At 33.2% G+C, this 16,466-nt stretch carries 11 protein-coding genes; 3 read left to right on the top strand and 8 right to left on the bottom strand.

Annotated features, from left to right (window positions below; translation table 11 throughout):
* Positions 1-87 precede the first annotated feature (87 nt).
* The 3 genes from GSY47_RS15430 to GSY47_RS15420 form a co-directional block, all read right to left on the bottom strand.
* Positions 88-369 carry a DUF7674 family protein gene (locus tag GSY47_RS15430; RefSeq protein WP_026730398.1) on the bottom strand — a complete coding sequence of 94 codons (282 nt, stop codon included), beginning with the start codon at positions 367-369 and terminating at the stop codon, positions 88-90.
* 264 nt (positions 370-633) lie between these two features.
* Positions 634-1,980 carry a sigma-54-dependent transcriptional regulator gene (locus tag GSY47_RS15425; protein WP_179001037.1) on the bottom strand — a complete coding sequence of 449 codons (1,347 nt, stop codon included), beginning with the start codon at positions 1,978-1,980 and terminating at the stop codon, positions 634-636.
* 48 nt (positions 1,981-2,028) lie between these two features.
* The gene (locus GSY47_RS15420; RefSeq protein WP_219071458.1) at positions 2,029-4,467 is read right to left on the bottom strand and encodes a tetratricopeptide repeat-containing sensor histidine kinase; all 2,439 of its coding nucleotides are present in this window, start codon (positions 4,465-4,467) and stop codon (positions 2,029-2,031) included.
* Positions 4,468-4,674: 207 nt separating this feature from the next.
* On the opposite strand from GSY47_RS15420, the gene GSY47_RS15415 reads away from it, so the two are divergent.
* Positions 4,675-6,654, top strand: a complete 1,980-nt coding sequence (locus GSY47_RS15415; protein ID WP_179001031.1) for a sigma 54-interacting response regulator — start codon at positions 4,675-4,677, stop codon at positions 6,652-6,654.
* 162 nt (positions 6,655-6,816) lie between these two features.
* Here the strand turns inward: GSY47_RS15415 and GSY47_RS15410 are convergent, their stop codons facing one another.
* Positions 6,817-7,602, bottom strand: coding sequence for an alpha/beta fold hydrolase (locus tag GSY47_RS15410; protein ID WP_218651369.1), 786 nt, complete (start codon positions 7,600-7,602; stop codon positions 6,817-6,819).
* A 361-nt stretch (positions 7,603-7,963) separates the two neighbouring features.
* On the opposite strand from GSY47_RS15410, the gene GSY47_RS15405 reads away from it, so the two are divergent.
* Entirely contained in the window at positions 7,964-9,163 is a 1,200-nt protein-coding gene (locus GSY47_RS15405) for a polysaccharide deacetylase family protein (protein ID WP_179001029.1), read from the top strand.
* 166 nt (positions 9,164-9,329) lie between these two features.
* Here GSY47_RS15405 and GSY47_RS15400 read toward each other — a convergent pair whose 3' ends face one another.
* From GSY47_RS15400 to GSY47_RS15385, 4 genes are all read right to left on the bottom strand, one after another.
* Positions 9,330-12,869, bottom strand: coding sequence for an ABC transporter permease/M1 family aminopeptidase (locus GSY47_RS15400; protein WP_219071457.1), 3,540 nt, complete (start codon positions 12,867-12,869; stop codon positions 9,330-9,332).
* Complete coding sequence (locus GSY47_RS15395; protein ID WP_179001026.1) at positions 12,859-13,758, bottom strand: ABC transporter ATP-binding protein; 900 nt, start codon at positions 13,756-13,758, stop codon at positions 12,859-12,861. The genes GSY47_RS15400 and GSY47_RS15395 overlap by 11 nt, the downstream gene beginning before the upstream one ends.
* A 115-nt stretch (positions 13,759-13,873) precedes the next feature.
* Positions 13,874-14,080 carry a helix-turn-helix domain-containing protein gene (locus GSY47_RS15390; RefSeq protein ID WP_012024053.1) on the bottom strand — a complete coding sequence of 69 codons (207 nt, stop codon included), beginning with the start codon at positions 14,078-14,080 and terminating at the stop codon, positions 13,874-13,876.
* 2 nt (positions 14,081-14,082) lie between these two features.
* A complete protein-coding gene (locus GSY47_RS15385) occupies positions 14,083-14,598 on the bottom strand; it encodes a DUF2975 domain-containing protein (RefSeq protein WP_179001024.1) in 516 nt (171 codons plus the stop codon).
* Positions 14,599-14,771: 173 nt separating this feature from the next.
* Here GSY47_RS15385 and GSY47_RS15380 point away from each other — a divergent pair, with 173 nt between their 5' ends.
* Positions 14,772-15,788 (top strand): LLM class flavin-dependent oxidoreductase, encoded by a 1,017-nt coding sequence (locus tag GSY47_RS15380; protein ID WP_179001022.1) that lies wholly within the window; start codon positions 14,772-14,774, stop codon positions 15,786-15,788.
* The last annotated feature ends 678 nt before the right edge of the window (positions 15,789-16,466 follow it).

Here is a 16,466-nt window from a genome sequence, read left to right as displayed (position 1 = left end):
GTAAAAGAAAAGTGATCATAGGAGATTATTTTAGAATTCAGATTTTAGATTGTCGTTTGGCGATTAAACAATTAAACAGTTAACCGATTAAACACCAGAGGCATTAACCTGCTTGATATATTCCGCTTTAAGCGTTTGAGGAAACAAATGTGAAATATTGCAGTGACGCACTTCCATAAAAGAAGAAACTGAAAAAACATACACATTAGAAATGGCATTTTTAGTTTCGATGCTTCCGGTTATAAATAAACGTTCGGCAAGAGCAAGACATTTTTTTGCCCGAACGATGTTTCCAGAAATAATTGATTTTTTGGTTATCTCGGCAAAGCGTTCTGCTTGTTTGTAGATTGAGGTTACTTGATTTTTCATTTGGAATGAATTTTTAATGTTCTCTCTCCTTATGCCAAAATATGTTCCGAAAAATGCAAGTTATAGCTAAAGTGCTGTCAATAAAAGAAATGTAGTTTTGTGCCAAAAAATAGGTATAAAAAAAGCCTATCAAAATGATAAGCTTTTATTGAAATGATAAGATTGTTACGGTTCCTGCAAGGTTTCCAAAACCTTGTAGGTATTCTATTTAAAGTGAAAGTATTTAAAAATCTAAACCTACAAGGTTTTAGAAACCTTGCAGGATCACGACTGTATATTATACTCTTCTAATTTTCGGTATAAAGTCGCAATCCCAATTTCTAATAATCGAGCCGTTTCCGCTTTATTTCCTTTCGTATAATTTAAAACCTTTTGAATATGCAATTTTTCAATACTATGCATAGAAAAAGCCGACATTGGTTTATTGCTTTTTTCAGTTTGATGCTGCATTTCGTACGGCAAAACATCTGAAGTCAACGTATCGCTACTACTCAAAATAACCGATCTTTCTATAATATTTTTAAGTTCGCGGATATTTCCCGGCCAGGAATAATTTTCTAATTTCTGCAGAAAATCATCACTAATATGTAAAGTTTTTTTATTCGTTTTTTCAGAAAACTGTTTCACGAAATAATTTGTCAAAACCGCAATATCTTTGATTCTTTCTCGTAAAGATGGAAGCTTAATTTCGAAGATATTCAAACGGAAATACAAATCAGAACGGAAACGATGCTCATCGCTTTCTGTTTTTAAATCTCGGTTTGTAGCCGCAATTAACCTGAAATTTGATTTTTTTGGAGTGGTATCACCAACCGGAATATATTCGGAAGTTTCTAAAACACGCAATAATTTGGCTTGAAGATCAATTGGCATTTCCCCAATTTCATCCAGAAATAAAGTTCCGCCGTTTGCTTCTTCAATAAACCCTTTTTTATCTTTTACAGCTCCCGTAAAAGCGCCTTGTTTATGACCAAAAAGTTCGCTTTCTAAAATTTCTTTTGTGAAAGTACTGCAGTTTAATGCCACAAAAGATTTTCCCACACGATTGCTGTTTTCATGAATCGCCTGCGCAAAAACTTCTTTTCCAGTTCCGGTTTCGCCTGTCAATAAAACAGTCGAATCGGTTTTAGCAACTTTTTGTGCGAGATCAATAACTTGTTCAATTCCTTTCGATTTTCCGATTATGGTAGTGAAAGAGTATTTGTCGTTTATGCGTTTTTCGAGTTGCTGAACCTTTTTTTGCAAATGAACCTTTTCAACCGCTTTATAAAGAAGCGGAATAATTTTATCATTATCGTCGCCTTTTACAATATAATCGAAAGCACCATTTTTCATTGCCTGAACGCCGTCTGGAATATTTCCGAAAGCAGTTAATAAAATAACTTCTGTCAATGGAAAACTTCCTTTTATGTTTTGCAGAAAATCAACGCCGTTTCCGTCAGGCAGTTTCACATCACATAAAACAACATCAATATCTGTTTGTTCCAGTTTTTTAAAACCTGATTTTAAATCTTTGGCTTCAAAAACTTCAAATCCTTCCGATTTTATAATTCGCGCCAGCAGACTTCTCAGTTTTTCTTCGTCGTCTATAATTAAAATTTTGTGTGTCATTTGCAGATAAGCTAAAACCGAATAGTTATTTGATGTACAAATTTAGGTTTAAATCGATTTCCTTTTCGGGTTCAACGGAAATTCTTGCGAAAATTCAATTTTTAGAATCGTTCCGTTATTATTTTCCATGGTCAAATTTCCGTCAATATCATCACTCAAACCTCTTATTAAACTCATTCCGAAAGAGTTTGCTTTTTTATCGTTAAGGTTTGGGTCAAAACCAATTCCGTTATCAGAAATAGTCAGTACATATTGTTTTTCGTCTTTCGCTTCAAGCGTAATATAAATCATTCCCGTTCGGTCGTTTGGAAAAGCATATTTAATAGAATTCGTAATCGCCTCGTTCAAAATCAATCCAAGCGGAACAGCCTGCGCTACATCTAATTCTAACGGATCAACTTTTATTTCAAAACGAATTCTCTGCCCAAGGGAGAAAGATTCACGTAAATATTCGACCAATTCTTTAATATAATTTAGCATATTAATAGTCGAAATATTCTCAGAATTATACAATTTCTGATGAATCAAAGACATCGAATGAATTCTGTGCTGGCTGTTTTTAATTGCCGACAAAGCCATATCATTTTCCAAATATGCAGATTGTGAATTAAGTAGACTAATTACAGTCTGCAGATTATTTTTTACACGATGATGGATTTCCTTTAAAAGCCATTCTTTTTCCTCAAGTAAATGTCTCAGGTTGGCATTTACTTTGCTGATTTCCTTTTCTTTTAATTCTAATTTTACGTTATTTCGCTGTTTCAAACGATAACGATTGTACAATAATCCAACAGTAATTAAAAGTAAAACCAAACTCCAGATCGAAACACTGTTCAGCATTTTGGATTTCTTTAAAGCGATTCCTTTTAAATTAGATTCCTGATTTAATAATTTGATTTTATGTTCTTGATTTTGTGTTTCGTATTGAATTTTAAGTTCGTCAATTTGTTTGTTTTTATTTACACCATGAAGAGAATCACTTATTCTGTTATATTCTTTATAATGCTCTAAAGCCGTTTTATAATCACCATTAATAGAGTCTGTTTTGTATGATAAAAGTTTAAGTGCTTCAGAAGTATATCTTATATCATGTGGTTTTAAAGAAGCAAAGACTTTATCAGCATAAAATTTGGCTTCTTTTGGCCTTTTAGTTTTAATATAAAATAAGGCGATTATTGTATTTTGATGCATCACTTCTCTAAATGTCTCAGGTGAATGTAGTTGTTCGGCGTACTGATAAGTTTTTTTAAAATACTTTTCGGCCTGAACAAAATTTCCTAATTCATCGTAACAATTGGCTGTAATATAAGCAACCGACATTTTATCAAAAGTACTTTTTGGAGGATATTTTGTAGTCATAAAACGTATATACTCTAAAGCTTCTTTTGTTTTTCCTTTTAGAGATAAAGCTGCAACAGAGTTGAAAAAACTTTTATACCAGGTACCAGTATCAAAAGTATGCTGCCCAATTTCGATACTCTTTTTATAGAGTTGTAATGCTTCTTCATGATGGCCATAGTGATTGTAAACATCGCCCAAACGCATATAAAAAATGTCGCCAAAGGTATAATCTTTTTCTGCTTCCATTCTTTTTACACTTTTTAATGCGTAGTATAATGCAGTTGGAATATTTCTCTGGGCTAATTCGATAAAAACAATTGTAGTTTCAGCAAACTGCTGATGTGTAAAACCAATTTTTCGTAAATCAACTAAATTTTTATATAACCTCTTTTTTGCGTCATTTATTTTTCCTGTCCAGAAATAAATGGTGGTGATTTTCATGTAGTTTTCGATTCTCTTTTCTTCCAATCCTAAAGAAGAATAAAGCGAAACGGTTTCTTGCAGAATCTTTTCTTTTTCGGGATCTAAATTGAGTAAAAGAGTTCCATAAGCGTCCAAGGCTTCGGCAAGCGCTTTTTTGTCATTTTGTTTTCTGCATTCGGATATAACCTCTAAAAATATTTTTTTGCCTTCCGGCTGATTATTGGCCTGATAAAAATATTTTCCCAGCAATAGTAAACTCTGATGTTGCCATTTTTTATTTTTAAGCTGATTGCTTGTGCGGACAGCGTCATCAATATAAGTTCTGGCATTTTGAAGATCTTCGGGTTTGGTGCCTGGTTTAAAAAGATAAAAATTTCCTAATTGAAGTGATAATTTGATTCTGTCTTCCCCTTTGGTTTTTGCCAGAAGTCTTTCTACTGAATTGATATCTCCTTTTTCTATTAAATCTTTTCCAATAAGATACGAGCCGTCATTAAAACCTTCATCATAGGCAAGACCCACAGGAAGTTTATAAGCCTTACAAGCTAAAACTACCGAACTGTCTACATCGATAGCACCTTGATTGGCATTGAACAAATACATAGAACAGGCCTGGATTAATAATCTTTTCTTAGGAAGATCATATTTGGCAACAGCTGAAGATAATTGCCCCGCCGAAGCATAACTTATAAGCAAAATCAAATAGAAAATGATTCGTTTCATAACAGGTTATAAATTAGTTTTTTGGATTGGTTTTGGTAAACAAATATAGAAAGAAAGAAGTCTGACTTTTTTAAAAAATATCAGGAAAATTCACATTAAATATGATTTTTTTGATATAAAATTTCGGAAACACTGAAATTACTTGTGTTATTTAACTAATTTTATACCAGATAATTATAAAAATATAATATTACAAATACTACATTTATGGGAACTGTGTCTGAAATAAGCACCCAATCTGAAAATAACAACTTACAAAAGCAAATTTTAATTGTGGAAGATCAGTTTATTGAAGCGCATGATCTGCAATTAATTCTCGAAAAGGCAAACTATAGTGTCATCGGAATTGTACGTTCTGTTGATCAGGCTTTGGAAGTAATTCAGACCCAAAAACCAGACTTGGTATTTGTAGATATTATGCTGAAAGGAAACCAAACTGGAATTGATCTTGCTCATATTTTAAAAGAAAAAAACATTGGTTTTATTTTTGTTTCGGCCAATTCGAGCAAAGGAATTTTAGATCAGGCGAAGACAACTCATCCATACGGATTTATCGTAAAACCGTTTCGGGAACAAGATATTTTAACCACGTTGGAGATTGCCTTTTACAGACAGAAATACAGTCTGGAATCTCAGTTAATGCAACAATTGGATTTGAAAAATGAGATAACGGAATTGATCAATTCCAATCTAAAGCTCGAAGACGCTTTGTTAGCTTTCGCTAAAAGCATTCAGACTTTTATTTCTTTTGATTATCTGGAAGCCGGATTTGTAAATGCAGAACAATATTCAAACCTCGGAATCATCCGAAAAAATATCGATCAATATCAAATTATCAATATAGAAAAGCTTTCGCAGATTGCCGAAATATCCATTCGAGAATTAAATGAAACTTATATCAAATCTCAAATAGATATAAAACCTATTATTTACAGCGAAGAATCTTTGATAAATAATTTTCAGGCGGCTCCGATAAAAGGTATTATTTCGCATAATTTCGGAATTAAATCGTATTTGGTTTTCCCACTTTCTATTGCGATTTCACAGCGTTTTTGTTTTACCTTTTACAGTCGTAATTTTAATGTGTATTCAGATGAAAATCTGAAATTATTATTAAATCTTGAAAATATTTTTTCTCAGTTTATTTCCCGTTTTTATTTGGCTGAGCCAATAATTCGTGTTGAACCAAAAGAGATTCCTATAAAAAAAGAAAAAACAGAAAATGTAAAATTAGGTTTTGAAGGTATAATTGGAAACAGTTCGCAAATGGTAACGGTTTTCAATTACATCAAAAAAGTAGCTCCGTCTGATACTTCAGTTTTAATTTTAGGAGAAAGCGGAACAGGAAAAGAAAAGATAGCTAAAAGCATTCACGATTTATCTCCACGAAAAGACAAACCATTAATTATAATAAACTGTGGTGCCATTCCCGAAAATCTCGCTGAATCTCTTTTGTTCGGACATGAAAAAGGTGCTTTTACCGGAGCAACTGAAAAACGAATCGGGAAATTTGAACTCGCAAACGGTGGAACAATTTTCTTAGATGAAATAGGAGAGATGCCTCTTGAACTTCAGGTCAAATTATTGCGTGTTTTACAAGAACGAGAAATCGAACGTATTGGCGGATTGATGCCTATAAAAATCGATGTGCGAATTATCGCGGCAACCAATAAAAATCTGGAAGAAGAAGTCGCAGCAGGACGTTTTAGAATGGACTTATATTATCGTCTGCATGTTTTTCCAATAATGGTTCCGTCCTTAAAAAAGAGAAAAGAAGATATTCCAGAACTGGCAGATCATTTCATAAATATCTACAGTGAAAGAATGAACCGAAAAGCTCCCGTACTTTCAGAAAATGCTTTGCAGCAGATTATGAATTACGACTGGCCAGGAAATATCAGGGAATTAGAACACCTTATTCAACGCACTATTTTACTCACCGAAGGCAATACGATTAAAAATATCGAGTTTTCGCCTTCATCCAAAATACACGCACAACAGCAAAACACCGATTCATTTTCAATTAAAACAATCATGGAAAATGAGCGTGACTACATTTTATATATACTCAAAAAATGTAATGGGAAAATTTCAGGAGCAGGCGGAGCAGCCGAAATTCTGGATATTCATCCTTCGACTTTAAATTCGAAAATCAAAAAACTTGAAATTAAGAGAGAAATAAGTTAATTTGATGTGCAAATATTAAACACATAGAGGCATAGTTTATTCTTTATCTAAAAAAGAAAGCAAAAAGAAACTAGTTTCTAACACTTAGTTTATGTGTTTTATTAAAAGTGAAATGCCTTTCAACAGTAGCAAAATCTATGTTTCTATGTGTTTAAAGAATAATCAACTAACTTTCTCAATCCATTTTGAAATACATTCAGCGACTTCCTCCCATTCAGGCTGTAGAATTACAAAATGATTTTTGTTTTTAAATTCCCTATAACAAGTTATAGAATGCACATTTCTATGTTTTTTGAAATTACACAAAACGAGTTTTGGAGGAATTATTTCGTCTTCTGAACAAGAAATAAAAAACAGCGGAACATGTTTTTTCTTGAAATTGATTTGAGCATTTTTTGAGAATAGACTTCGAAGCGCTTTTTTAGATTCCGGAATAATTAATTTCTCGTATTCTTTTTTCTGTTCTTCGGCAGATACATTAATAAAAAAGCTATTTTGCCAGTCTTTATAAGATAGAATCAATGTTTTTTTATAAGAGAAAACATTCCACGTATAACCTAAAATAGTTTTATAGAACGAAAATTTGGAAGTTGTAAAACCTTTTGGAGGAAAAGAATTGATACAGATTCCCGCTTCGGCCAAATCTTTCTGTAGTAGCAATTGCACTAAAAGTCCGCCATACGAATGTCCCATTAAAATAGGTTTTGTTGGAAGTTTTTCAATGATTTCGGTATAATAACACAAAAGATCAAATAAAGTAATGGATCCAATTTTTGCACACGGATTCTGTTTTTTTAAATTTTCTACCGAATCATTTTTATGAAGCCAGGGCGGAGCGACCACTTTGTATCCTTTGTTTTCAAAAAAAGCAAGCCATGCTTCCCAATAAAAATGACTCACAAAAGCTCCCGAAATAAACACAATCGTTTTTGTATTAGAAAGATACATAGCAGGAATTTTAGGTTATATTTTAAGATACAATCTATATGCCTGTTTAAAAAAGTCTTATTATTACCGAGTTGATGAGGTTTCGACTCAATTGTAATTATTATATTTCGTTAAATACCTTTTAATGTATTGAAATATCATTTTTTTGAATGTTCACAATGGAAAATTAGACGCGGATGAGACAGATTCGCTTTGCGAAAACGCGGATAAAAACGGATTTCTCATTCGCATCTTAAAAAAAATCGGTGTAAATCAATGTCTTTGCGATAGCAAATCCGGCTCATCCGCGTACAATTCTACAGCATTTGGTAGTTTGTTTTTAAAGAAAATGTACCTTTAAAAAATCTAACTAACCTAAAAAATGAAATTACCAAGTTTACAGATCAAAGCACTTTTATTCGTTTTTATTCTTTTACTTCAATGTTCTTTCAATACTATTTATTCGCAAAATATTTCCTTTAAAATAAAACTAAAATCAGAAAGCAAAGTAGAAATAAAAGCTTCACCATTAAAATTCAACAAACATTTTGCTTACAGTTTTACACTTGATGATGGATATCGTTCAGCTTATTTAACGGCTTTCCCGTTATTGAATGGTGGAAAAATCAGTAATCCGGATAAAAACGAATGGAAAGTCGATCAGGGCGGAGATGGAACAACTTCAAAAGGACTTTTTTATTCAGACGGATTCGGAAATAAAATTCAGTTTAAACTGGCTTTGGCTATCAATGGCGGATCAGTTCGTGATCTACCTGAAAACCGTGGACATCTTTCATGGTCAGAAATTAAAGAAATGTACAATGCTGGCTGGGATATTCTGAACCATAGTTTTCATCATGCAACCAAACACGGAACAAATTACAAAACAGAAGTGACCGAAAATACAGCTTCAATAAAGCAAAATCTAAAATTCACCATGTCACATTTTGTAGTTCCAGGCGGAGAAGGCGATCCCGATTATCATTTAGAATATGAAAAAGAAGCTTTGGCTAACGGATTCCTTTCTGTTGCTTCTTATAAAGGTACTGGTCCAGTTTATAAAGTGAATTCAAAAGTTGATTTAGATAAAATGATTTCTGCCAGAACTTTTGTGTTGAGTTCAAAAGATACACTCAGTTTCAAAACAATGGATCGTTATTTAAAAACCATAGATTCAATCGTAAAACATTCAGAACCAGTTTGGTTTAATGATTTCACGCACGGAACAGGAAATGGAAATCTGTGGAATTTAAGTATGCGTTTTCCCGATTTTAAATATTATATGACAATGCTTGCCAATAACTACGGAGAAAAAGGAAATGATTCTATCTGGATGGCGCCGTGGCAGGAAGTTTACGAATACATTTGGTTAAGAGACCGCATCAAAATAGAATACAAGCAGAACAAAAAAGAAATAGAAGTTACAATTATACTTCCCGAAATTCCAGAAGCGTTTCGACACAGAGACATTTCATTAAATATAGAAACGCCATCTAAGTTTGAAATCGAATCACCCAAAGATTTGAAAATAAAAGACAACGGAAAAACAACCCACAAACAGATTTTCATTCAATTGAAATAAAAATAAACACATAGAAACATAGTTTTTTCTTTATCTAAAAAAGGAAATAAAAAGAAACTAGTTTCTAACACATAGATAACTATGTGTATTTATGCAAGTGAAACGTCTTTCATCAGTAACAAAATCTATGTTTCTATGTGTTTAAAAATTATGCACAAGAAATAAACTAATCTATTTCTTTCTCGTTGTCCTTAATAAAAGTATCAATATTCATTAAATACGGATCAATCACAACGCGTTGAGGTTTTGTTTTGAGTTTAATTTTCCCTTCAATTTTATTGTTTTTGATAGCGAAAGGATAACGAAATAATTTTCCGTTTTCATCGTAAATTCCAATATCTATTGTAGCATCGTTTGCAATTGGTTTTCGTTCTCCAGTTGCATTTTCTCTGAATTTTTCAGAAACTGCTTTAAAAGAAACTTCATAAAAACCATTCTTTCTACTACTTGCATCTGATTCTATTTTTGACGAATACGTAATAATCTGCTTAAACATTTCATCTAATTTAGAATACAGTTTTTGATCAGTAACCCCATAAATTTCCTTTAATAAACTTTCAGAATCAGGAAACGGATTTGGATATTTATTATGATTCAGAAAATTTTTCAAAGCAAGATTTACTTTTTCTTCACCAATTAAAATTCGAAGTTGATGCATCACCAGCATTCCTTTGTCATAAGGTAAATGCGGAGTTTCGTAATTCGTTTTATACAAAGGTGTTTCAGGATCGTAACTTCGACTGCTCAAATACAAATCCAGATGAATTTTTAAAGTTTCGAGTGCTTTTTCTACACCATGTTCTTTTTCATAAAGCATCAATTCCGTGTATTGCGCCAAAGTTTCGGTCAAAATCCAGCTTCCTTCTTTTTGTTCTGGATTGATCTGTGAATTTCCCCACCATTCATGCGACAATTCATGAGCCGTTAATTGATTAATTACATCTTCCTTATCCTTGTTGTTGAGGTTGCTGTAGAAGCCGAAATTCTCTTTCATAAAAACCGTCGACGGATAAGAAGTCGCCGCAAATCCATCGGCGAAAGCAGAAACTTCGGCATAACGAATTGTTTTATAAGGATATTTGCCAAAATTAGTTTGGCAGTAATCTAAAGTGTTTTTTACATCCTGAATTAGTTTTTTGATGTTTCTAGAATGCCTTTTATCATAAAAAACTTCAATCGAAATACCTTTATAATTCGTTTTTTGAATTTCATATTCCGCAGAAGAAAAAGCAAATCGAAACGGAATCTTACCATTAGATTTATAATGAAAATAATTGCGGTTGTTTTTTGTCCAATTTCCAATTAAATCCCCAACACCAATCGCCGTTTGATTTTTAGAAGTCGAAACTACAGCATCATAATCAACAAAATCATATTTAATTTCCGATTTGTCTTCCAGCTTTTTAAGAGGCGTCTGTGGTTTCAAATGTCTTTTAGTGCGCTCTTTTTTACTGCTGATTTCATTCGATTCCTGATAACCAAAAAGCGGGAAGTAACGGCTTATTCGCATAAAAGAGCCATTTTCGATTATAGAATTAAAAGAAGTATGTCCTTTAAATGGCGACCACGAAGACTCAAAAGAAAAACTCATTCTCATTTTCTGCTGAGGTTGTAAAGGTTTTTCCAATCGATACCAATAATGATGAAATACCGAAACATCGTCCAGATTTTTCGAATGCGGAATTTCAACAGAAGTCAGTTTTGAATTTCGATCTATATATAGGAGTAAACTATCAATAGGTTTTTCAGAATTATTGATCAATTCATAAGTGCCTTTTACTTCATAACGATTTTCCTCAGGAAATAAATCGACTTTGTTTTTTACAGAAACAATCGTGGGCTGAGGCAGATTAGTGTATTTTTTAAATTGATTTTCATATTTCTCGCTCCAGTTATTCTGATCTTCTTCGGTCAAATACAGATATTCGATATTCGTTTTATAAAAAAGATAACTTCCAAAACCAATAAAAAGAATAATTCCCAAGAAGAAAGTTACTTTTTGAATGCCATTAAATGAATTTCTTCGAAAGGTTTTTACGATTGAAACATTTCTTTTCCATAAAATTCCAGTCAAAGTAAGAAGCAGTAAGGCCAATCCGAAATTGTACAGCATCGAAATATGAAACGGGAAAGTGTATTTTCCGAAACCATTCAAATCAAAATACTCTCTTTTAAAAGCGTCTCCAAATCGCAGTAAAGGATGTGAAATTCCCAATTGCTCTCCAATTCCGGTGCAAAATAGAAGACATATAAAAGAAGCAACGGAAAGTCCGATATATTTATTTTTAATAAACGTCTGAATCGCAATTACCAAAATCGAGATCAACAACAACGGAAAACCAAGATAATAAAACAAAGAAAGATAAAGACCAATTTCGATTGGAGCATTCGAATTCACAATTTGAAAACTGCATCCAATCAAAATACTAATGCTGATTATGATTAACGGAATAATAAAAAGTGCCGTTAGTTTTGATAGTAAAATTACAAATTGAGAATACGGTGCAGTATTTTCAAGCATTTCAAATCTCGAATTTTCGCTTCGGTTTACTAATTCATTGCTGTAAAAAAGGAGAATTAAAATTAGAATAAACGGTAGACGATCCATTATCGTTGAAATCATCAGAGCAGTATCCGTAATTTTTTCGGCTAATCGGATTCCGCCGTCAAGTTCATCCGAAATTTCGATTGCCAATAATCCCGAAAACAAAAGAACAATCAATAAAAACGGAATTCCTTTTAGAACTAAAAAAATATCCAGCTTGATATTGCTTTTAAAAACCGCCCAATTTTGCCTGAAAGTTTTGAATTCGATGTTTTTTGGAATTTCCGAAGAAAGGACTTTTGTTTCTTTTGAAATGTTTTTTGGTGTTTTTATCTTTTTAGTTTTTGTTTTTCGGAAAGAAAACAATCGATACGAAACAAAAAGTAAAAGTATCGCAACAGAAAACCACAGCATTCTATTGAAAAGAAAGTTACCGGAAAGCGAAACCAATTCGGTATTTTTTTCAATTGCAGTCCAATATCTTGTTTGTTCTAAAAACGCTCCCAAACCAAACGGATCTATTTTTGCCGATAAAGACATGGCTTTCGCCGAAGACGGAGAAGCATTTGCAAAGATGGGCGAATTAGAAAAAATCGAACCTGCTATATATAAGATGTAGATTAATAAACCTCCAGCATAAATAAAGAGTTTGCTTCTAGTAATCCAGGCCAAAGCCGTTAATATAGAAAGGCACAGAAAAATATTCGGAATCACAATGACAAAATACGGCCAGAGATAATTTATAATTTCAAAAAGACCAATCTCGCTTTTAGAAAGCCACGACATTTGATGGCCAACGATCATTCCAACAATAAACATTCCAAAAGAAACTACGGCGATTATAAATGCCGTAATAAACTTTGGAGCCAAATAATGAAACTTAGAAATAGGAGCAGAGAAAATAATCGAATCGAGTTTAGTTTCATATTCTTTTAAAAAACTTTGCGCAACCTGAAGTGTAATAGAAAATATCGTCATCAGCGAAATTAGACCAATCGCATAAGTAAGCACATACGGACTATTTTTGTAAGCACCCGAAAAAGAGAAATTCGCAAAAGCACTCACAAAAAATCCTAAGACCAAATAAATGATAAAAGTGGCATAAAAAGTCCAGCTTCTGGTATTGTTATGCCATTCAAATTGAATTAATTTAGAAAGCATAACACTGATTTTTAAGTTGATTTTGAGCTAAAACACTAAAATAAACATCGCTTAAATCGGGCGAGATCAATTCGAAACCAGAATCTGGCCTTTCATCTGAAAAAACATGAATATTGATTTTTCCTGAATTTAAGTTGGACGAAATGATGTTAAAGTTCGATTGATGGTTCTTTAGTTCTGCTTTTTCAATCGCCTTCATCCAGATTTTATCTTTCAAAGAATCGATCGCTTCATTTGGTTTTCCTTCCAAAATCAATTTTCCGTTAGAGATAATCGCCATTTTTGGACACAAGTCACGAACGTCTTCTACAATATGAGTCGATAAAACCACGATAATGCTTTCGCCAATTTCGCTCAGCAAATTGTTAAATCGGTTTCTTTCCTCCGGATCAAGTCCCGCAGTAGGTTCGTCCACAATAATTATCTTCGGATTTCCAAGTAAAGCCTGAGCAATTCCAAAGCGCTGACGCATACCGCCGGAAAAAGAATGAACCGCTTTGTCTTTGTGTTGCAATAAATTCGTCTGCTGTAATAAATATAAAATTTGATCGTGACGTTCCTTTTTATCCACGATTCCTTTTAAAACCGCCAAATGATCGAGCAGGCGATAAGCAGAAATTTTAGGAAAAACGCCAAATTCCTGTGGTAGATACCCCAAATTTTGCCTGATAAACATTGGATTTTCCAGAATGTTAGTTCCGTTAAATTCAATAATTCCCGAAGTCGGTTCCTGCAAAGCGACAATAGTTCGCATTAAAGTCGATTTTCCAGCGCCGTTTGGTCCCAGTAAACCAAACATTCCGTTTGTAATTTCAAGTGATAATTGGTCAATCGCTTTTGTGCCGTTCTCATACGTTTTGTTGAGATTTTGAATTGATAAACTGTTCATTTTTTGATTGATTTAGATGATTGAATTAAAATGTGATTTGAAAAAATTAGGCAATAGAATACCTGTCGGCTTCAAAAACCGATTTATTAAGAGTGAAATAAGATTTAAAAGAAAGCTATTCTGCCACGTATTCTAAAATATCGCCAGGCTGACAATCCAATATTTTACAAATAGCTTCGAGAGTATCAAATCGAATTCCTTTTGCTTTTCCAGTTTTTAGAATCGATAAATTGGCAGGCGTAATATCTAGTTTTTCTGCCAACTCTTTACTCTGCATCTTGCGTTTAGCAAGCATTACATCAACATTTACAATTATTGGCATAGTTATATAAATAAGTCTTGTTCGTTCTGAAGGTTTAAACCTTGTTTAAATATGGCTGCTAAAAAGTAAGCGAAAACACCAAGCATTCCGTGCAATAGAATAAAAAGCGAAACTTCATTATCCAGCGGAACAAAAAAGAAAGCCACAAAAATTACAATACTCGGGATTAGTAAATTGGATAAATAGAAACGCCTTAAATGAGAAATTCCATTTTGAGTAAACAGTTTAGGCTGAAAAAATACTTTAAAGACATTACTGCTCAATAAAAAGAAAAGTCCGTATAAACTCAGCGGAGCCAAAAAATCAAAAAGAATATATGGCAGATTGTAATCACCTAACATTATTGGATGAGTAGTAAACGGATAACAAACCTGAAAATACTTTCCGTTATCTTTAAATGTCAAAAACAATCCTGTTGTTAAAGTGAAAACAGAATATGCGGCCAAAAAGAAATAAACCACAGACAAAAATCGAGTAAAGTAAAATAATATTCTAGATACAATATGAGTTGTCTTCATATAATGAAAAGTTAGATTGATATTGCAAATGTATAATTAATTATTGTAAAACAATAATTAATTATTGAAAAATACACTTTTGAATAGTTTTAGAAATATTATAAATCTATTAACATTAGAAAACAAAAGGCATCCGTATAAATGAGTTAATTTTGTAGACTAGCATTTTTTATATGAAAAACTCAATTTCAGTCTCATTATTAGACCTCGCTATCATCACTCAGGATAGCAATGCCAAAGAAACATTTCAAAAAACAAAAGACATAGCGCAATTAGCAGATACTTTAGGATACAAGCGTTTTTGGCTTGCAGAACATCACAATATGGCACACGTTGCAAGTACAGCAACAGTGGTTTTAATTGGTTATGTGGCAAGTCAGACCAAAAACATCCGAGTAGGTTCTGGCGGAATTATGTTGCCGAATCATTCTCCTTTAGTAGTTGCCGAACAATTTGGAACTCTGGAAACGCTTTATCCCAACCGAATCGATTTAGGTTTAGGAAGAGCACCAGGAACAGATCAGCCAACTGCCGAAGCAATTCGTAAAGACTTTTTTGAGCAGGCACAGCGTTTTCCGCAAAACGTAAGCAAACTTCAAGAGTATTTTTCAAGCGAAAATGAAACAGGAAAAGTACGTGCATTCCCAGCCGAAGGCTTAAAAGTCCCAATTTGGATTTTAGGATCAAGTATGGATAGCGCAGCTTTAGCGGCAGCTTACGGTTTGCCTTATGCTTTTGCTGGACACTTTGCACCAAAGCTAATGATCCAAGCATTTGAATTTTACAGAGAAAACTTCCAGCCTTCAGAATATTTAGACAAGCCAAAAACAATGGCATGCGTCAATATAATTGCAGCAGACACAAACGAAGAGGCAGAACTATTGTCGACAAGTTTGTATCAAATGTTTCTGAACTTAATAAGAAACGACCGTAAAGGTTTACAGCCGCCGGTTCCATCATTAGACGATATAATGAATGAGCAAGAACGTTTCCATGTGAATCAAATGACAGCTGGAACTTTCACAGGAAACAAAGAACAATTAATAACCGATTTGAAAAAGTTCATTGACTATGCAAGAATAGACGAACTAATGGTAACAAGCCCAATCTTTAATCATCAGGCAAAATTAAAAAGCATTCAAATCACAAAAGAAGCTATCGATAACTTAAACGAAAGTATACATATATAAGTATACTATATATAAGAGTAGATTTCATTCCCACAACCCGACAGGTTTTCAAAATCTGTCAGGTTTGTTTTTTATACATATATATAAGAGTAATTAAATTCAGGCTTTCTGTAGAGACGCACCGCAGTGCGTCTAATGCGCAACGTATATATAATACTCTATAGTATATAGTGGTGTCAGACTGAGCGAAGTCGAAGCCTTCAGCGGTCAGTTTTTGGAATTTGGGATTTAAAAATTGAATTTTGTTATAATAAGGAGCTATTTCCCGCTATGCGCTTCAATCTTTTGCTTTTTAAAGGAAAAAACAAAAGGATTTCCACTGCTATCGGGGCTGGGACACCAGTTTTCAGAAGAAAATTTCGGAAGCAAAAGACGTTTTGACAAGAAAGCGAATTAAAAACCCAGCGCCTTTGCGTGTTTTCAATATCAAAAAGTGTAGAAAAGAAGGCTTTGTGACTTGGCGCCTTTGCGGTAAAACAAGAGAAACAATGGCCAAACGAGGAAAAACCCCACAAGGAGCAGAAAAAACTTCGATTATAACCTGCGAGTTATGAGAGTGTTAAGAAAAAGAATAAAAATAGTTTGGAAAAAGCCTTGCGTAACTGGAATTGTTGTGTACTTTTGCACCCGCAACAGCGAAAAACGTTCACAGAAATACTGACAGGAAATAAGGATCAA

The organism is Flavobacterium quisquiliarum (genome assembly GCF_019308285.1).
In the GTDB taxonomy this organism is placed as follows: Bacteria; Bacteroidota; Bacteroidia; order Flavobacteriales; family Flavobacteriaceae; genus Flavobacterium; species Flavobacterium quisquiliarum.
Note: the sequence above shows the minus strand (reverse complement) of the source record. Positions and strands in the feature narration are given on the sequence as shown.